We start from the raw sequence: 15,731 nt of genomic DNA on the forward strand, positions 1-15,731 counted from the left end.
CATGACTCCTGTGGAGCTCGCTCCCGCCTTTTTCCTGGCCGTCGTCGTCATTCTGCTGACGTGCCGTCTGGTCGTCCTGGTCGCGGGCCGCTTCGGCCAGCCGCCCGTGGTCGGCGAGATGATCGCCGGGGTGCTGCTCGGCCCCTCACTGTTCGGACTGATCGCCCCGGGGATCTCCGCCGAGGTCTTCCCGGCGGATCTGAAGCCGGTGCTGTACGTGGCCGGCCAGATCGGTCTGGTGGCCCTGATGTTCGCCGCCGGATACGAGTTCCGGGCGCACGCCGGACGCGGCCTGGCGGGCACCGCCGTCGCCGTCTCCTCGGCCGGGGTGGCGATCCCGCTGGCGCTGGGTGTGGCACTGACCCTGGTGGCCCACGGCCATGTCGGCATCTTCGTCGACGGGGTCTCGGTCTGGGTGACGGCGGCGTTCGTCGGTGTCGCACTGGCGATCACCGCCTTCCCGATGCTGGCCCGGATCATCACCGAAAAAGGACTGGCCGGGTCCCGGTTCGGCTCGCTCGCCCTGGCTTCCGGGGCCACGGACGACGCCGTCGCCTGGATCATGCTCGCGGGGGTGCTGAGTGTGGCCTCCGGCGAGGCGGGGCCGGTCCTGACGGCAGTGGGCGGCTCCCTGCTGTTCGTGGCCGTCCTGTTCCTGCTGGGCCGCCGCCTGCTGGCCTGGATCGTGAACCGGCCGGGCCTCGGCGACGACACCCGGCTCCTGTTCACCGTCGTCGTGCTGTTCGGCGCCGCCTGGTTCACCGACATCATCGATCTGTACGCCGTGTTCGGGGCGTTCTGCGTCGGGATGGCCATGCCACGCGGTGAGGCGTCCGAACGGCTGGTGCGGACCACCCAGTCCGTGACCCAGGTGGTGTTCGTACCGATGTTCTTCACCTACTCCGGCCTGAACACTCAGTTCGACGTGTTCTCCGACCCGTCCGTGATGGCCTTCGGGGCAGCCGCGGTCGTCCTGGCGGTGGCCGGCAAGTTCGGCGGCTGCTGGGCCGCCGCCCGGCTGCGCGGGGAGCCCGGCCCGGTGGCCGTCCGGGTCGGTGCCCTGATGAACGCCCGGGGCCTGATGCAGCTGATCGCGCTCAACATCGGGCTGACGGCCGGCATCGTCAGCGAGGAGCTGTTCGCCGCACTGGTCCTGGTCGCCCTGGTCACCACGGTCATGACCGTTCCGGTACTGAGCTGGCTGGACCGCCGGGACGCCAGGTCGCGGGCGGCCGAGGAGCCCCGCCAGGATGAGGGCGAGAAGGCGGTGGCGACGTGGAATTGAGCGGAGCTCAGGCGCTGGTCGGGCAGCTGGAACGGGAGGGCGTCCGTCATGTCTTCGGCGTGCCGGGCGTTCAGCTCGACCACGTCCTGGACGCCCTGGCCCGCGCTCGGGCCGTCGGAGGGCCGATCGAGTACATCACCGCCCGGCACGAACAGGGCGCGGCCCACATGGCGGAGGCGTACGCACGGACCAGTGGGCGGCCCGGCGTCTGCCTGGTGGTCCCCGGCCCCGGCGTGCTCAACGCGCTGCCGGCGGTGGCCACCGGGTACGCCTGCTCGTCGCCGATGCTGTGCGTTGCGGCCGACATACCGTCGTCGCTGGCGGGCCGGGGCCTGGGCATGCTGCACGAACTGCCGGACCAGGACGGCGTACTGGCCTCGGTCACCAAGTGGTCGGCGCGGGCCGACGCCCCGGCCTGGGTCCCCGGACTGGTGCGGGAGGCGATACGACGGTCAAGGTCCGGCCGCCCGCGGCCGGTGGCCCTGTCGATCCCGGCGGATGTGCTGACCGCGCGGGCGGAAATGGATCTGGAGCGTGCGGGGGCGGGACCGGACGACGGCAGGACCGGCGCGTCCGGCGTGGCCGGGATGTCCGCGGAATCGGAGCAGGACGTCTTTGCGGAGATCGCTGCTGTGTTGCGGTCTGCTCGTCGGCCCTTGCTCTACGCCGGCGGGGGCGTGCTCGCCTCGCGGGCCGGCGCCGCCCTGACCGCCCTGGCCGAGGACCTGTCCGCGCCGGTCGTCATGAGCCGCAACGCGGGCGGCGCGGTCCCGGCGCACCACGGGCTCGCCTTCCCCAGTCTCGCGGCACCGCAGTTGCTGCCGTTGGCGGACGTGGTACTGGTCGTCGGCAGCCGCTTCGTGTCCCCACGCGGCACGGCCGTCCCCACCGGCCCCGAAGCGACCGTTGTCCTGGTCAACGCGGACCCGGCCGACCTGGGGCCACCCCGCAGGGCCGACCTCACCCTGTGCGCCGACGCCCGGACGGCGCTGGGAGACCTACGGACCGCGCTGGCCTCCGCCCGGGCGGAGGCACCCCCCTCAGGGCCGGAGTCCGGATGGTCACCCGGCGAGCTCGCCGATGTGCGCGCCTGGTGCACGCGGAAAGTCGAGAGCATCGAACCCCAGTGGTCGTACGTCCGCGCGCTGCGCGAGGCGATCCCGGACGACGGCTTCCTGGTCAACGAGCTGACCCAGGTGGGCTATCTGGCCGCCGTCGGCTACCCCGTCCACCACCCGGGAACCTTCCTGACGCCCGGCTACCAGGGCACCCTGGGCTACGGCTACCCGTCGGCGCTCGGGGTGAAGGTGGGCAACCCGGACCGGGCGGTCGTCTCCATCAACGGGGACGGCGGGTTCTGCTGGAACATGCAGGAACTGGCGACCGCCCGCAGGTACGGCATCGGGGTGACAGCGGTGGTCTTCAACGACAACGCCTACGGCAACGTCCGGCGAATCCAGGCGGACGAGTTCGAGGGCCGCTTCATCGGCAGCGACCTGACCAGCCCCGACTTCGTACGCCTCGCGGAGTCGTTCTCGGTGCCCGCTGTCCGGGCCGAGACCCCGGCGCGGCTCGCAGGGGCTCTCAAGGACTGCCTCAGCGAACCGGGACCCTCGCTGATCGAGGTACCGGTGACCGAGATGCCCAGCGTGTGGCCGCTGCTGCTCGGCGGCTCACCCGGCTCGGTCCGGGACTGAGAACTCCCGACGGACGGGCGTGACCGCTTCGATGTCTCCTTCAGTCGTCGCGGTCCGCGTCCGGTCTGATATGGAGGCGGAGGTTCACGCTACATATGTGCAAATTCTCTTAATTGCTCGATTCCTCGCACCAGTCCTACGCGCCTGGGCGTCTCATGAGTCAGGAGTGCGATTCCACGCACAACTCACGGGGGATACGGGGAAGTTGTATGAGTGACCGTCGTTTTGCCGCGCGCGACGCGCGGATCCGGGCCGCCGAGGCCGAGTTCCAGCGCCACGTACCGGTCCACACCGCCAACGGGGAGGAGACGGACCACCCCTTCATCTGCACCTACTCCAAGGCATTACCGCACAACAAGTACGGAGAGGTCGACCCGGCCGCCTACAACCTGCTGCGCCGGGCGCTGGCCACCGGCAGCTACGAGGACTTCGAGCGCATCCCGCTCGGCGACACCCGCAAACTGGTCAACCCGCAGGCCGGACTGGCCTTCGACCCGCAGGGCCCGGACGCGCAGGCCCTGGCCATGCCGCCCGCGCCGCGCATCGACAGCGCGCAGAACTCCGCCGAGGCGGTCGAGCTGTACTGGATGGCGCTGTGCCGTGATGTGCTGTTCACCCGGTTCGGCGACAGCGAGCCGGTCGCCGAGGCGGCCACCGAACTGAGCGGTCTTGAGGACTTCCGGGCGCCCAAGCAGAACGGCCAGGTGACCCCGCAGACCATCTTCCGCGGCGACACCCGCGGCGACCTGGTCGGGCCGTACCTCTCGCAGTTCCTGCTCAAGGACATCCCGTACGGCACGCTGCTGATCCCGCAGCGGCAGGACACCCTGGTCCGCCCGGTCGACCACCTGACCACCTGGGGTGACTGGCTGGAGGTGCAGAACGGCTCCGAACCCGAGCCGGACGAGCGGGACTTCGCCACCCGGCGGTACCTCCAGACGCCGCGTGACCTGGCGCACTATGTGCACTTCGACGCGCTGTACGAGGCGTACCTCAACGCCGCCCTCATCCTGCTCGGCCTGAACGCGCCGGCGGACGCGGGCAATCCGTACAACTTCTCCCGCAACCAGATCGGCTTCGGGACGTACGGCGGCCCGCACATCCTCTCGCTGGTGACCGAGGTGGCCACCCGCGCCCTGAAGGCGGTGTGGTTCCAGAAGTGGAGCGTGCACCGGCGGCTGCGGCCGGAGGAGTTCGGCGGCCGGGTCCACCAGCAGCTGCGCGGGCAGCGCGAGTACCCCATCCACCCCGGGGTGCTGGACTCCGTCGCCGTCAAGCGGGTCTTCGAGAAGTACGGCAGCTACCTGCTGCCCCAGGCGTTCCCCGAGGGCAGCCCGACCCATCCCTCCTACGGCTCCGGACACGCCACGGTGGCGGGAGCCTGCGTGACCATCCTCAAGGCATGGTTCGACGAATCGCACCTCCTGCCCGGCCCGGTGGTGCCCAGCACCGACGGCACCGCCCTGGAGCCGTACACCGGCCCCGACGCCGACCGGCTCACCGTCGGCGGCGAGCTCAACAAGGTCGCCGCCAACATCGCCACCGGCCGCAACATGGCCGGCGTGCACTGGCGCACCGACTACACCGAGGCGGTCCGGTTGGGCGAGGAGATCGCCATCGGCGTCCTGCGCGAGGCCAAGGAGTCGACCCTGGAGGACGCGGTCTTCACCCTCAGCCGTTTCGACGGCACGACCATGACCGTCTGACCTCTCGGAGCGATTCAGGGCGTCCGGCCGACCGTCGGCCGGACGTCGGTGTCCGTGCCGGATGACTGGCGGGCCCCTCGGGCCCGCCGGAAACGGATGAGCGCCACGGCTGTGATGAGCATGGTCGTGAAGACGAGAGCGATCGCCGCGGGGCCGGCGGCGTCCAGCGTCTCGGCGATGCCGCGCTGGATGGCTCCGGCCGCGTCGATGACCGGGTCCTGGAGGGCGGGGTCGCGCTGGACGCGGATTTCGTACCAGCCGTAGTACGCAACGTACGCGCCCACACAGAGGAGGAGTGCGCCGCCGAGCCAGGGCGCGATCGCGCCGACGCGGCGCAGGCGGGCGGCGGCGGCGCTGCGGGTGAGGGCCACGGTCAGGGAGGCGGCGCCGACGATCAGGCCCATCCCGCCCGCGTAGGCGGCGAACAGGGCGATGCCCTCACCGGTCGAGCCGCTGCGGAAGGCGGAGACGACGATGGCCAGGAACGGGGCGATGGTGCAGCCGAGCGAGGCGGTCGCGTACGCCATGCCGAACAGCGCCATCGAGGGCAGCGAGCGGGTCAGGGCCGGGGCGCGGCGCAGTTTCGGGGTGAGGGCGGGCAGTTGACGCCCGGCCAGCAGCCAGGTGCCAGCCACCGCCATGAGCAGTCCGAAAGCGATGGTGAACCAAGGGAGGTGCTCCTGCACCTGGCCGGCGACGGGCTGGACGGCCAGGCCGAACACACCGAAGAGGGCGGCGAATCCGGCGGTCATCGCCGCGGTCGCGGTCAGGGCCCGGCCGACGGCGACGGTGCGGCTGGGGGAGTCGTCGCCGAGGACGAGCAGGGACAGGTAGGCGGGCAGCAGGGCGAAGCCGCACGGATTGACGGCGGCGAGCATGCCCGCGCTGAGCGCGAGAGCGAGCGGCAGGTCGGCCATGGCGGTTCAGCCGGTGAGCCCGGCGACCTTCTCGGCCAGCCCCTCGCCGCCGGGCAGCACGCCTTCGTAGACCGTCTCGCCGTCCTTGTCGAGGATGACGTAGCGGCTCTGCTCGGTGACCTCGAACCGCTTCCACACCTCGCCCGCCTCGTCGGAGAGGTGGGGGAAGTCGGCAGTGCCGGTTTGGGAGACGAAGTCCTTCATGGCGGCGTTCTTGTCGAGGCCTGCGACGCCGAGGACGTGGGCCTTGCCCTGGTATTCGGTGGCGACCTTGGCGGTCTCGGCGGCCTGGGCGCGGCACTTGGGGCACCACGGAGCCCAGAACCACAGCACGACGGGCTTGCCCGCCAGCGTGGCCGCGTCGAACGGCTTGCCCTCCACGGTGGTGCCGGTGAACCGCAGGGCCTTGGGGACCGCCGCGGTGCCGGTCCCTGCCTGCGCCGACGCGGAGGAGCCGGAGGCTGTGGGGCTGGACTTCTCTGCGGCACTGCCGGAGGAGGCGGTCGTCTCCGTGCCGCAGCCGGCGAGGGTGAGCGCGGTGGCGGCCAGCAGGCCGGGGAGGATGAGGCGGGCACGCATGACGGGACGGCTCCTGGTGGTCGGGGTCGGCTGAACTGTAGGCCGGGCGCCGGACGGTTTGGACTGGGGTGGGTGCTTACGGTTCGGTGACGTCAGCCCGCGTGGTCGGTGAGCCGCTCGGGGTCGAGGACGGTGATGCGGCCCCGGGCCAGGCGGATCAGGTGCTGGTCGGCGAAGTCGCGCAGCACTTTGGTGCACGTTTCGCGGGAGGTGCCGGCCAGGGCGGCGATCTGCTGGTGGGTGAGCGCGATCTGCGGGCTGCGGGCCCCGAGCACCCGGGGGCGGGTCTCGGCGGCGAGGGTCAGCAGGGTGGTGGCGATGCGCTGCGGCACGGACTTGAAGACGCTGTAGGACAGGCGCTGTTCGAGGTCGGTCAGGCGCCGGCCGAGGATCTCGGTGATGCGGGCGGAGATCCGGGCGTCGGACAGCAGGAAGCGGTGGACGTCGGCGCGGCTCATCACGCAGACGGTGACGTCGTCGAGGGCCTCGGCGAAGTTGTCGCACATCCGCTGCCCGAGCAGCACCATCTCGCCGAAGACGGTGCCCGGGCTGATGATCGCGCAGGTCAGGGCATCCGGTGGTCCGGTCGGTCTGCTTGCCCGCCGTCTGTGCGACGAGCGCGAAGGTGGCTCCGGCCAGGAGTCCGAAGACGAGGTGGCCGCCGAGGCTGGACCACGGCGGGCGCGAGGCGCTGGGCGAACTCGCCGAGCAGCACGCCGAAGCCGATGCCGACGAAGAGCGCGATGGACAGGTGGATCAGCCAGCTGACGACGGCGTTGGTCGAGCCGAGGAGACCCGCAACCATGGTGATCATCGCGGTGTCATCATCGGCCGCGACACCGACATCCAGGTGCCGAAGCCGACACCGCCGACGAGACCGGCCGCGGCGCCCCATACCGCGTCCACCGGAATGACGGCCGTGCTCGGGGAAACGCGCAGGGTCGTGGTCATCGGAGTCCGGCTGCGGGCCCGGCCGTAATTAGCTTGCCTTGACTACGGGTTAACGCTGCACTGTGGCCAGACACCATGAGTCGTGGTGCCGGTATCCCGAGGAGGCAGCGGCAACAATGGAGATCCGTCCCACGACCGACAAGGATCTCGACGTCTTCGTCGACACAGTCCATGCCGCGTTCGGGCTCTTCCCGGAACCCCCGGTCGAGGGCGGCGGGCTCTGGTGGTCGGCGCTCGAAATGGACCGCTGCCTGCTCACCCTGACGGCGGACGGGCGGCCTGTCGGCACCGCCGCCGCGCACTCCTTCGAGCTCACCCTGCCCGGTGAGACCCTCGTCCCGGCCGCCGGGGTGACCGCCGTCGGCGTCCTGCCCTCGCACCGGCGCCAGGGCGTGCTCAGCGCGATGATGCGGCATCAGCTCGCTGAGTTGCGGGCCGGAGGGGAGTTCCTTTCCGTGCTGCTGGCCTCTGAGGCCCCGATCTACGGCAGGTTCGGCTACGGACCGGCGACCTACACGGCGCAGCTGACGGTGCCGCGACACAAGGCCGCCCTCGCCGTTCCCCGGGCACGCGGAGTGGCCGACGCACCAGCGACCGGCTCGGACAACGGCTCGGCCGAGGTGCTGCGTCGGGCCGAGTGCGGCGAGATTCTGGAAGAGGTCTACGACCGGTACCGCCGCGCCCAGCCCGGCGCGCTGTCCCGTCCGCACCGCTGGTGGGCCTTGCGCGCGGGGCAGCCCCCGATCTCGCCGGCGCCGCGCTACGTCGCCGTCCACCGGGACGCCGACGGCGTCCCGGACGGGTACGCCAGCTACTCCGTCGAGTCCGGCACCCTGACGGTCGACGAGACCATCGCCACCGACGACGCCGTCTTCACGGCCCTGGCCCGGTTCGTACTCGGACACGATCTGGTCTCTCAGGTCGTGTTCAAGCACGTCCCGCCCGGACACCCGCTGCGCTGGCAGTTCGCGGACTTCCGCGCCGGCGAGGTGAGCGGCGACATGGACTGGCTCTGGGTGCGGCTGCTGGACGTCCCGCGTGCTCTGACCGCGCGCGGCTGGTTCACGGACGGCGAGCTCGTCCTCGACATCGACGACCCGTTCTTCGGCGAACACGGCCGCTACCTGCTGACCGTCCGGGACGGCAAGGCTGACTGCGTCCCCACGGACCGGAAGCCCGACCTGTCCATGGACGTGCGCGACCTGGGCTCCGTCTACCTCGGCGGCACCGCCCCGAGCACGCTCGTACGTGCCGGACACATCCAAGCCCACCGCCCAGGCGCGGCCACCCTCGCTGACTCCCTCTTCCGCGCCGACCGTCCCCCGCACTGCCTGCACTGGTTCTGACCGCGCGCTCGCCGACCCTGCACAAGTCTCGTCAGCCCATAGTCACCCGTCGGGGCGGATGCTGCCGACGGGCGAAGTGGCGAGTGGGTCCAGCCAGGAACGGGGGGCGAGGGCGGCCGGGCTGGAGCGGGCACACCGTCACGAACGGCCGGACAACCTCGCCTCCCCTGCGGCGGCTCGGCGAGGAACTGACCCACCACCGCTGCCTCGTCCACGGGCGGGCGGCCCGGGAATGGATCGCCTACTGGGCACGCTGCCACGCCATGCCGGTGAACCTATGTGGTCACAGCACGAGAGATGTTCAAAGGCTGGAGTTACAGCGGTTGGACGTTCTACCGAAGGCCACGGCTCAGGCCCGGCAAGCCGTCCGAGTGACCTGTCCAGTGACCAGGTCTTGGGACGACTACGCCTGTGCCACATCGGAGTCAGGCAGTCGGCTACGGGCGGAGAGATTCCCGGCGCAGAGGCCGTACGAATCGCCGAGCACGCGTTCTTACCCCGTACGGGCGCATGACGAGCACGGTTGCCGACGGCTGCCTACGCTGTCAGGAAGGGGAGGTGTGAGGGACGGAGCGGGCACACCGCGTTCCCGGTCTCGGAGAGGTGGGGTGTGATGGGTGAGGTGCGAATTTCGCCGCAGGACTCGGAAGTAGACGTGTCCCTCGGCGATGAAGTCGTTGTACCACTACCGGAGAACCGCACCACTGGCTACCGCTGGTCGGTCCGCCGCGCCAACGGTCTTGAGGTGACCAGCAGCGAGTACGAGGCCGGTCAGCCTGTGTTGCCCGGGACCGGGGGAACCCGGACGCTGAGGGTGCGCCCGACTGCGGCCGGCCAGGGGCTGCTGGAGCTGGAGCTGAAACGGCCCTGGGCGGATGATGTGGCGGATCGGTTCAGCCTGCGTGTCACTGTCACCGCAGGCAGCTGATGCGCCGGCAATGCGGCAAGCCGGGCCGCCACCGATTTGCGGTGGCGGCCCGGGCCGGTGGCCGTCAGTTCACCACAGGTAGATTTCGTGGACGCTCCCGTCCGGCTCCTCGCGGAACGAAATCGGCTTTCCCGACTGCCGCGCCTGGGATGCCAGCGTCGTCAGCGCGGTGAACGAGGCATCGGAGCCGTTGTAGATCTTCTTCCACGTGCCGCCCTTGACATGCAGGTAGGCGTTGCGGGTCTGGTCGATGGACCACATGCCGTCGACCAGAGCGTTCTGCGTCCAGGTTCCCGTGACGGATACACCGGCTTCGATGGTCCTGATGGCCTGCTCGGTCGCCCGGAGGTCCGGGTGCATCACCGGACGGGCATCGCCAGTGACCGTCTCCTCGAACCTGGCCCTCATGGCGTCGCTCTTCGGCTTGCCGTACTCGGTGACCGGGATCGCCGAGAGGCCGACCTCCACGCCGGGTGGTGACATGACCGGCTTGCCGACGCCGCCATCCCTGGAGGCCTGTCCGATGTACCCGGGACGCGTCCCGGACGGCGCCTCCATCGTGCTCGTCTGCTGTGGGCTCATGGTTTTCCGCTCCTCCTGTCGGTTGCTGTCTCGTTGCTCGCCGGTCTCACCAGGCGTAGAGCTGCTGAACGCTGCCGCTGTCCTCGAACAGACCCACCTTGGACCCGGCCGACTTGGACGCCGCGAGTTCGGCGAGCATCGCGGCGTCGGTCGCCGACACGTTGCTGCCGAGGCTCAGCCAGCCGCGGAACTCCGCGTACGCCCACACATTGGCGTCGGCCTCGTTGCTCCACAGCCCGAGAATGCGCTGGTCGGGAAGCCAAGCACGCACGCTGACACCCTGGACGCCACAGGTGTGCCAGGACTCGATGCCGCACTCGCCGTAGCCGATGCGGAAGAAGCCCTGCTCACCCCAGCCGGTGCCCCAGCTGTTCTTGGCGATCCAGCAGGACTGCGCGTCGTCGTAGCCGATCAGGGTGACGCAGTGGCCACCGGCGAGATCGCCGCTCTGCTGCCGGTAGACGCCGCCCCCGTAGCTGAAGAAGTCCTGGTAGACGAGGAAGCAGGCGACGACGGACCCGTAGGTCGCGATGTTGCGCTTGATCGCTACGGGGTCGTTCGTGTCGTTCGTCCAGTTCACCGCCTTGGCACGCCTGTTGGGCCAGTCGGCGTTGAGCCCGCTGCTGTCCTGGTCGACGGGCGTGTAGGGGAAGTAGTCCTCGAAGGTGACGCCGGAGTCGCGGGCCTTCTCCAGCAGCGGCTCCGGGAGCCAGCCGGTGGCGCAGGTGGCCCCGTCCTCGCGTCCGTACCCGAAGAAGGCGTGGCCCTCGGAGAGGTCCACGGGCAGATAGGGCGCCCGGTCCACGTAGCGGGCGACGTGCTCCATGGTTGCCACTGTGCCGAACGCGACACAGGAACCGCAGTTCTGCTGGTCCTTCACCGGAGTCGTGTAGTCCAGACCGCCGATGTTGCGCAGGTCGAACGTGGACGGTACCTCCGCCGCCCGCGCTGTGGCCTCCCGGACCGCTGCCGCTTGCTGTTCCCGAGCGGCCATGATCTCGGCGACATCGGCCTCCTCGACCGGGACACCCAGACGGATGACGCGTGCCTCCTCGGTCAGACGCGTCATGGTGGTGGTGGTTGAACGCCAGGGATTTCCGGCACGTTCGAGCTCCGTCCTGAGCTCGGCCAGATCGATGGGTTCGTTGACGGGCATGCGAACACCTTTCGCGTGTGGGGAAGCTTGGGGGACAAAGCAGCCTTTGCGGACATGGGACTGGACCCTGTCGGGGCTTGGCAGCTTCGCAACAAGTGCACACCGGGGTGTTGCGGCTCGCCACTCGAAGCAGGGCGCATCCCTACGGGGTGACGGAGCCCGTAGAGCGGGTGCGAGCGGATCCGCGGGCGTGGCCGAACGTACGTGACCCCGGCAGCCGCGAGGAGATCCGGGAGGCGTTCGGGCCGCGCTGCTGGATCCAGTTCATGCCGCATGCCGGGGCCATCGAGGTACGCGAGATCGGATGGGTGGGCTGAGGGGCTTCAGTAGGGCGAGCGCAGGTTCTAGGATCACGCTCCTAGATCACTGGGGAGTGATCTCAAGCCGGGGTGGGGAACATGAACTTCTTGATCGGAATGGCGCTGATCGTTTTCGGGGCGCCACTTGTCGGGATCATCGGCCGGTGGATCGAGCAGGCAGGCCGTGAAGGTCTGGGTAAGACGATCTCCATTGGTGGGTTTCTGGGGGTGCTTGGGATCGCTGTGTGGCTGATCATCGGCAGCTTCTGAGGGCCCTACGCGGCTGAGGTGGCGCCCTGCTCGGTCCAGATGTGCCCGCACTTCGTGCAGTGCGCGATCGGCCGGGCGCTCGCGCCTTCGTGGACTTCGATGCGGCCGCCGCAGTCCGGGCACGGCTGCGCGGGTCGAGGTGGGGGCTCGCGTGTGCCCGCTTAGGATCCCTGTTCGTGGCAGACATCTCCGACGATTTGATCAAGCTGGAACGTTCCGCCGAGGAGGAGCGCGCGAAATGCGCGGGCCTTGCAGGCGACGAGTATGAGCAGCAGTGGCGCCGGTGGCGTAAGGCGTCCGAGGTGGTGCAGGCGGCCATCACGGAGCATGCGGAGGCGACCGAGCAGAACCGGTACGAGGTCGAGCAGGCTGTAAAGAAGGGCGTACGGCAGGCCGAGGAGGATCCGGCCGAGTAGTTGGAAGCCCTCGCACGGGCGTGTGCGGGGGCTTCCTGACGTCCGGGGTCAGCCCTCACCGTCAGGCCAGATGGCCAGCACTTCGCCCTCCACCTCGTCGGTCAGTACGACCCGGGCCCCGTCGACGTTGCCGTGCTCGCCGATCCACGTCCGGAACTTCCGCTCCGCCGTCGCCTTGGCCGCCCACCAGCCGTGCGCAACCGGCCGGGTGCCGGAGTAGAGGGTGAGATGGCAACGCTGATCGGCCACGACGGCAGCCTACGGGCGGACGTCGTCGTCGGTGAGGATGGCCAGCGCGACGCCCGCCTCCCAGGCTGCGTCACGAAGCACAGCCAGCGTCTCCGCCAGGGGCACGGCCGGCAGATGCCGCCGATCAGCCTCCGTCAGCTCCAGGAAGTGGTTCCGGCACTTGTCGAGCCAGCGCGGGCCGCAGCCGGGGAAGTCGACGGCCCGCGTGAACCGCGCGGGCTCACCGCAGGCCACGCCGGGCTTCGGGTTGAGGCCCACCCGGTCGAAGCCGTCACCCCAGCGGGGGCGCGATGGTGCCGGATCCAGGCCGGCCGGATCGACGTCTCGAAGCGGCCGACGCGGCGGGCACACACATCAGCGAGATGACGGAACAGTCAGCGACCACAATCGCCGTGTGGGTGTGGAAAGACCGCTACGGCGGCCTGCACGCCGCGTTCACTCAAACCCGCCCGGAAGCATCTGTACGGCACGTGCCGCTGCCTCGTGACGAGGTCCCGTTACAGCGCCTCTACACCAACCCCACCCGCATGATCACCGAACGGGAAGCAGTCGACGGCCCGTGCACACCAACCGGGCTTCGCTGTGCGTGCAGGTGTGGGAGACGAGCGACGGACACCTGGCCGCCACTCTCACCCGCCGCAAGGGCGCTACCGTGGCGACCTTGACGTTGCCGACCGAACTGGAGCCTCTGCGCGAGTTGCACGCCAAGGCCACCCCGCAACCAGGGATGCGCGTGGTGACACCGGCAAAGTACGAGCTCCTGAAGCAGGCGGTCGTCCAGTACGCCCTCGCGCTCGCCAGTGACCTGGGCCGATGGGGCGACGAACAGGCCGTCGCCGCGCAACTCGCCCACCACAAGCTCACAGGAGACCGCTTCTTCGACACCTACTCCGAGGCCGCCCGCACCAGCACGTGACCATCACGCACCCCGACCGAGCCGACATCAACTGGTACGTTCGCTGAAGACTTGAAGGGGGCACCCGCCGTCGACCGGCCGCTGCCCCTCTCTTCTTGCCCGAACGTTGCCGGCAGGGAGCGAGGCCGCTGGTACCGTTGCTCGTATGGAGCAGAACGGATCCCCGGTACCGCCCTTCGACCCGGAGGAGTACGCGCGCGTCACGGCAGCCGCCGACATCGTCGGCAAGTCCCCCCAGGACTTCGTCCGCGAAGCGGCGCTCAAGGCTGCCGAGGACCCGTTCCTTAAGGCCCTCGGCAAGACCCGCGACCGCGTCCCGCAGCTCGCCGAGGTCTTCGCCACCCAGGACACCCACGCCGCCGACACCAGCATGGCCGCGTGGCCCGACCCCGCGCCCATGGGCAGCCGGGACCTGCACGAGCCCCAGCGGCACGGTCACGCGGCGTGACCCGGTTCCTCACCCCGCAAGAACTCCTGCAGATCGCACAGACCCTCCCGGGCGACCCGGCCTGTCTCGACCTGGGCGTGCTCGACGGCGCCTGCGCCCGAGTCCAGGCCCACTACATGGGCCGCGACGTGTACGCGAGCGACTGGCTCAAGGCCGCGGCCATGCTGGAGAGCATCGCGCTGCACGAGCCGCTGGAGGCGAAGAACGAGTTCTTCGCCTGGCTGGTCGCCGAGACGTTCCTCAACACCAACGGCGTCACGCTGGGCTACGAGCCGGAGGAAGCCCTCGGGCTCGTCATGCGCTCCAAGCACAAGGGCGCCAGGGTCCAAGAGGTCGCCGCGCAACTGCGCGCCTGGTCCACCGGCTGAGACCCCGGCCAGCGTGGGAGCCCAGGTGACGACAGGTTGATGGTGCTGCGCGCTATGCGGCGCGAGCTGGAGGAGTTCCGGAACGCCCTGGGCTTGCCGGTAGGGCTTGAAGCGGGGGAGCAGGTCGTCGACGAGGCTGACGCAGCGCGGTGCGCCGATGCGGCGGGCCAACCGCAGGGACTGGGCGGCGACGGACGGCGGCGGGCTCGGGTTCCTTGAGATCGAGGTAGCTCGCCGCCCGGTAGGCGAGGAACACGCCGCGGGTCTTGTCCCGGGCAGCGGGCGTTCGCCTTCGGTGATGAGCCGGTGGGCGCGGCCGGTGTCGCCGAGGTCCTGTTGCCCGGCGTTGAAAATGCCCATGAAGGCGGCATTCACGATGCCGGCGAACGGTGACGGCGATGCCCCGCCGGAGAACACTCCGGCGGGGCGGTCGTCCTGCGCGGCCTCGAAGACCGCCATCTGCACGCCCAACTCGCCGCCCACATCGTCCCGTTCGCCCGCACAGCCTGGGACGACCTCCAGCACCCGGACGACGGCGTCGTGTGCTTCGACCACGACCACTACCTGAAAATCTGGGCCCTCACGAGTCCGAAGATCGACACTGACTTCCTCCTGCTGGACGAGGCCCAGGACACCAACCCCGTCGTCGAGCAGATCTTCCTCAACCAGCGGGGCCACGCACAGCTGGTGATGGTCGGCGACTGCGCCCAGACCATCCACCACTGCCGCGGCGCCAAAGACGTCATGACCGGCTTCGACGGCACTCAGCTTGCCCTGTCCCAGTCTCTCCGCTTCGGCCCCAGGCTCGCTGACGAAGCCAACCGGTGGCTGGCCATCACCGACGCCCCGATCCGCCTCACCGGCACGGAGACCTTGCCCACCGAACTCGGCCCCTCACCCGGACCGCCGCCGTCCTGTGCCGCACCAACGTCGGCGCCATGGCCCATGTCATGGACCTGTTAGCCGCTGAATGCCGCGTGGCCCTGGTTGGAGGGGGAGACAGCCTGTGAAGCTTCCCCCTGATCATGGACACCTGGAGACTGGGACGTGAGAGCCCAGAGGAAGCAGTGCCAGGTGGGAAGCAAGTACACGAAGCGGTACTCAGACGAGTACAAGCGGGACGCGGTCGAGCTCGTGCGGTCGTCGGGCCGGACGGTGACTGAGGCCGCCCGGGAGCTCGGGATCAGCTCAGAGTCCCTGCGAGGCTGGGTGAAGAAGGTCCGCGCCGCCCAGGACACCGGATCCAGCTCCGCCGCCGGGCAGGCCGGGCAGAGCGCCGATGGCGGATGAGGAACTGAAGCGGCTGCGGAAGCAGACCGTCGAGCAGGCGAAAACGATCGAGATCCTGAAAGACGACAGCCTTCTTCGCGAAGGAGAGCGACCGGTGAGCGAGATATGCCGGCTCATCACGCGGAGAAGGCGAACTACCCGGCCACGTCGCTGTGCAAGGTGATGAAGACCGTCCGCTCCACGTACTACTGTGATCATTCAACTAGGGCCTGTGTGACGTCGTGATCAATCAGTTGGCTTCAGCAAGTCGTTGATCCAGATCATGGAGGCGCGGAGGTGGAGGCCGGCGAGGTAGCTCTCGGGTGTCTTGTCGTATCGAGTCGCGATG

General features: G+C 69.7%; 21 protein-coding genes and 1 pseudogene. 13 read left to right on the top strand and 9 right to left on the bottom strand.

Translation table 11 applies throughout. The features are described 5' to 3' along the window. The first annotated feature begins 1 nt into the window (after position 1). From ACTWQR_RS50530 to ACTWQR_RS50540, 3 genes are all read left to right on the top strand, one after another. Positions 2 to 1,285, top strand: coding sequence for a cation:proton antiporter (locus ACTWQR_RS50530; protein ID WP_443234093.1), 1,284 nt, complete (start codon positions 2 to 4; stop codon positions 1,283 to 1,285). Beyond that, the gene (locus ACTWQR_RS50535) at positions 1,276 to 2,982 is read left to right on the top strand and encodes a thiamine pyrophosphate-dependent enzyme (protein ID WP_443234094.1); all 1,707 of its coding nucleotides are present in this window, start codon (positions 1,276 to 1,278) and stop codon (positions 2,980 to 2,982) included. Before ACTWQR_RS50530 ends, ACTWQR_RS50535 begins: the two co-directional genes overlap by 10 nt. A 209-nt stretch (positions 2,983 to 3,191) precedes the next feature. Continuing rightward, positions 3,192 to 4,688: a vanadium-dependent haloperoxidase gene (locus tag ACTWQR_RS50540; RefSeq protein WP_443234095.1), complete on the top strand. Its 1,497-nt coding sequence runs from the start codon at positions 3,192 to 3,194 to the stop codon at positions 4,686 to 4,688. Between the two features lie 14 nt (positions 4,689 to 4,702). Here the strand turns inward: ACTWQR_RS50540 and ACTWQR_RS50545 are convergent, their stop codons facing one another. The 5 genes from ACTWQR_RS50545 to ACTWQR_RS50565 form a co-directional block, all read right to left on the bottom strand. Then, complete coding sequence (locus tag ACTWQR_RS50545; protein ID WP_443234096.1) at positions 4,703 to 5,605, bottom strand: cytochrome c biogenesis CcdA family protein; 903 nt, start codon at positions 5,603 to 5,605, stop codon at positions 4,703 to 4,705. Between the two features lie 6 nt (positions 5,606 to 5,611). Continuing rightward, a complete protein-coding gene (locus ACTWQR_RS50550) occupies positions 5,612 to 6,184 on the bottom strand; it encodes a redoxin domain-containing protein (protein ID WP_443234097.1) in 573 nt (190 codons plus the stop codon). A 92-nt stretch (positions 6,185 to 6,276) separates the two neighbouring features. After that, positions 6,277 to 6,711, bottom strand: coding sequence for a Crp/Fnr family transcriptional regulator (locus tag ACTWQR_RS50555; protein ID WP_443234098.1), 435 nt, complete (start codon positions 6,709 to 6,711; stop codon positions 6,277 to 6,279). A gap of 38 nt (positions 6,712 to 6,749) precedes the next feature. Further along, entirely contained in the window at positions 6,750 to 6,998 is a 249-nt protein-coding gene (locus tag ACTWQR_RS50560) for a hypothetical protein (protein ID WP_443234099.1), read from the bottom strand. Then, positions 6,995 to 7,135 (bottom strand): hypothetical protein, encoded by a 141-nt coding sequence (locus tag ACTWQR_RS50565; RefSeq protein WP_443234100.1) that lies wholly within the window; start codon positions 7,133 to 7,135, stop codon positions 6,995 to 6,997. The genes ACTWQR_RS50560 and ACTWQR_RS50565 overlap by 4 nt, the downstream gene beginning before the upstream one ends. Positions 7,136 to 7,251: 116 nt before the next feature. Here ACTWQR_RS50565 and ACTWQR_RS50570 point away from each other — a divergent pair, with 116 nt between their 5' ends. Together ACTWQR_RS50570 and ACTWQR_RS50575 are read left to right on the top strand one after the other, a co-directional pair. Beyond that, the gene (locus ACTWQR_RS50570) at positions 7,252 to 8,481 is read left to right on the top strand and encodes a GNAT family N-acetyltransferase (RefSeq protein ID WP_443234101.1); all 1,230 of its coding nucleotides are present in this window, start codon (positions 7,252 to 7,254) and stop codon (positions 8,479 to 8,481) included. A 613-nt stretch (positions 8,482 to 9,094) separates the two neighbouring features. Further along, the gene (locus tag ACTWQR_RS50575) at positions 9,095 to 9,409 is read left to right on the top strand and encodes a protease inhibitor I42 family protein (protein ID WP_443234102.1); all 315 of its coding nucleotides are present in this window, start codon (positions 9,095 to 9,097) and stop codon (positions 9,407 to 9,409) included. A 69-nt stretch (positions 9,410 to 9,478) separates the two neighbouring features. Here the strand turns inward: ACTWQR_RS50575 and ACTWQR_RS50580 are convergent, their stop codons facing one another. Together ACTWQR_RS50580 and ACTWQR_RS50585 are read right to left on the bottom strand one after the other, a co-directional pair. Further along, on the bottom strand, positions 9,479 to 9,991 hold the full coding sequence (locus ACTWQR_RS50580) for a hypothetical protein (RefSeq protein ID WP_443234103.1): 513 nt from the start codon (positions 9,989 to 9,991) through the stop codon (positions 9,479 to 9,481). Positions 9,992 to 10,037: 46 nt separating this feature from the next. Next, positions 10,038 to 11,147 (bottom strand): C1 family peptidase, encoded by a 1,110-nt coding sequence (locus tag ACTWQR_RS50585; protein ID WP_443234104.1) that lies wholly within the window; start codon positions 11,145 to 11,147, stop codon positions 10,038 to 10,040. A gap of 149 nt (positions 11,148 to 11,296) precedes the next feature. Between ACTWQR_RS50585 and ACTWQR_RS50590 the strand changes: the two genes are divergently transcribed. The 3 genes from ACTWQR_RS50590 (at position 11,297) to ACTWQR_RS50600 (ending at position 12,132) form a co-directional block, all read left to right on the top strand. Continuing rightward, positions 11,297 to 11,464 carry a hypothetical protein gene (locus ACTWQR_RS50590; protein ID WP_443234105.1) on the top strand — a complete coding sequence of 56 codons (168 nt, stop codon included), beginning with the start codon at positions 11,297 to 11,299 and terminating at the stop codon, positions 11,462 to 11,464. A gap of 81 nt (positions 11,465 to 11,545) precedes the next feature. Further along, positions 11,546 to 11,716, top strand: a complete 171-nt coding sequence (locus ACTWQR_RS50595; RefSeq protein WP_443234106.1) for a hypothetical protein — start codon at positions 11,546 to 11,548, stop codon at positions 11,714 to 11,716. 176 nt (positions 11,717 to 11,892) lie between these two features. Continuing rightward, positions 11,893 to 12,132 (top strand): hypothetical protein, encoded by a 240-nt coding sequence (locus ACTWQR_RS50600; RefSeq protein ID WP_443234107.1) that lies wholly within the window; start codon positions 11,893 to 11,895, stop codon positions 12,130 to 12,132. Between the two features lie 48 nt (positions 12,133 to 12,180). On the opposite strand, the gene ACTWQR_RS50605 is transcribed toward ACTWQR_RS50600, so the two are convergent. Both ACTWQR_RS50605 and ACTWQR_RS50610 read right to left on the bottom strand, forming a co-directional pair. Continuing rightward, positions 12,181 to 12,381, bottom strand: coding sequence for a hypothetical protein (locus tag ACTWQR_RS50605; protein WP_443234108.1), 201 nt, complete (start codon positions 12,379 to 12,381; stop codon positions 12,181 to 12,183). Positions 12,382 to 12,390: 9 nt separating this feature from the next. Further along, positions 12,391 to 12,732: a hypothetical protein gene (locus ACTWQR_RS50610; RefSeq protein ID WP_443234109.1), complete on the bottom strand. Its 342-nt coding sequence runs from the start codon at positions 12,730 to 12,732 to the stop codon at positions 12,391 to 12,393. A 208-nt stretch (positions 12,733 to 12,940) separates the two neighbouring features. Between ACTWQR_RS50610 and ACTWQR_RS50615 the strand changes: the two genes are divergently transcribed. The 5 genes and pseudogenes from ACTWQR_RS50615 to ACTWQR_RS50635 all read left to right on the top strand — a co-directional run bounded on the left by ACTWQR_RS50615 (position 12,941) and on the right by ACTWQR_RS50635 (position 15,403). Then, on the top strand, positions 12,941 to 13,297 hold the full coding sequence (locus ACTWQR_RS50615; RefSeq protein ID WP_443234110.1) for a hypothetical protein: 357 nt from the start codon (positions 12,941 to 12,943) through the stop codon (positions 13,295 to 13,297). Between the two features lie 145 nt (positions 13,298 to 13,442). Continuing rightward, positions 13,443 to 13,745 carry a hypothetical protein gene (locus ACTWQR_RS50620; protein ID WP_443234111.1) on the top strand — a complete coding sequence of 101 codons (303 nt, stop codon included), beginning with the start codon at positions 13,443 to 13,445 and terminating at the stop codon, positions 13,743 to 13,745. Next, on the top strand, positions 13,742 to 14,113 hold the full coding sequence (locus tag ACTWQR_RS50625) for a type II toxin-antitoxin system death-on-curing family toxin (protein ID WP_443234112.1): 372 nt from the start codon (positions 13,742 to 13,744) through the stop codon (positions 14,111 to 14,113). The genes ACTWQR_RS50620 and ACTWQR_RS50625 overlap by 4 nt, the downstream gene beginning before the upstream one ends. Before the next feature lie 435 nt (positions 14,114 to 14,548). Beyond that, positions 14,549 to 15,120 (top strand): annotated as a pseudogene (locus tag ACTWQR_RS50630) (UvrD-helicase domain-containing protein); the annotation flags it as partial. A 67-nt stretch (positions 15,121 to 15,187) separates the two neighbouring features. Then, complete coding sequence (locus tag ACTWQR_RS50635; RefSeq protein ID WP_443234113.1) at positions 15,188 to 15,403, top strand: transposase; 216 nt, start codon at positions 15,188 to 15,190, stop codon at positions 15,401 to 15,403. Positions 15,404 to 15,731: the final 328 nt, after the last annotated feature.

The organism is Streptomyces sp. 2A115 (genome assembly GCF_052245575.1).
GTDB lineage: Bacteria > Actinomycetota > Actinomycetes > Streptomycetales > Streptomycetaceae > Streptomyces.

Bases quoted from the DNA above. Each gene is read 5' to 3' on its own strand.
- ACTWQR_RS50530 (WP_443234093.1), top strand. From the start codon at position 2: ATGACTCCTGTGGAGCTCGCTCCCGCCTTTTTCCTGGCCGTCGTCGTC.
- ACTWQR_RS50540 (WP_443234095.1), top strand. From the start codon at position 3,192: ATGAGTGACCGTCGTTTTGCCGCGCGCGACGCGCGGATCCGGGCCGCC.
- ACTWQR_RS50545 (WP_443234096.1), bottom strand. From the start codon at position 5,605: ATGGCCGACCTGCCGCTCGCTCTCGCGCTCAGCGCGGGCATGCTCGCC.
- ACTWQR_RS50550 (WP_443234097.1), bottom strand. From the start codon at position 6,184: ATGCGTGCCCGCCTCATCCTCCCCGGCCTGCTGGCCGCCACCGCGCTC.
- ACTWQR_RS50555 (WP_443234098.1), bottom strand. From the start codon at position 6,711: ATGGTGCTGCTCGGGCAGCGGATGTGCGACAACTTCGCCGAGGCCCTC.
- ACTWQR_RS50560 (WP_443234099.1), bottom strand. From the start codon at position 6,998: ATGATCACCATGGTTGCGGGTCTCCTCGGCTCGACCAACGCCGTCGTC.
- ACTWQR_RS50565 (WP_443234100.1), bottom strand. From the start codon at position 7,135: ATGACCACGACCCTGCGCGTTTCCCCGAGCACGGCCGTCATTCCGGTG.
- ACTWQR_RS50570 (WP_443234101.1), top strand. From the start codon at position 7,252: ATGGAGATCCGTCCCACGACCGACAAGGATCTCGACGTCTTCGTCGAC.
- ACTWQR_RS50575 (WP_443234102.1), top strand. From the start codon at position 9,095: ATGGGTGAGGTGCGAATTTCGCCGCAGGACTCGGAAGTAGACGTGTCC.
- ACTWQR_RS50580 (WP_443234103.1), bottom strand. From the start codon at position 9,991: ATGAGCCCACAGCAGACGAGCACGATGGAGGCGCCGTCCGGGACGCGT.
- ACTWQR_RS50585 (WP_443234104.1), bottom strand. From the start codon at position 11,147: ATGCCCGTCAACGAACCCATCGATCTGGCCGAGCTCAGGACGGAGCTC.
- ACTWQR_RS50595 (WP_443234106.1), top strand. From the start codon at position 11,546: ATGAACTTCTTGATCGGAATGGCGCTGATCGTTTTCGGGGCGCCACTT.
- ACTWQR_RS50620 (WP_443234111.1), top strand. From the start codon at position 13,443: ATGGAGCAGAACGGATCCCCGGTACCGCCCTTCGACCCGGAGGAGTAC.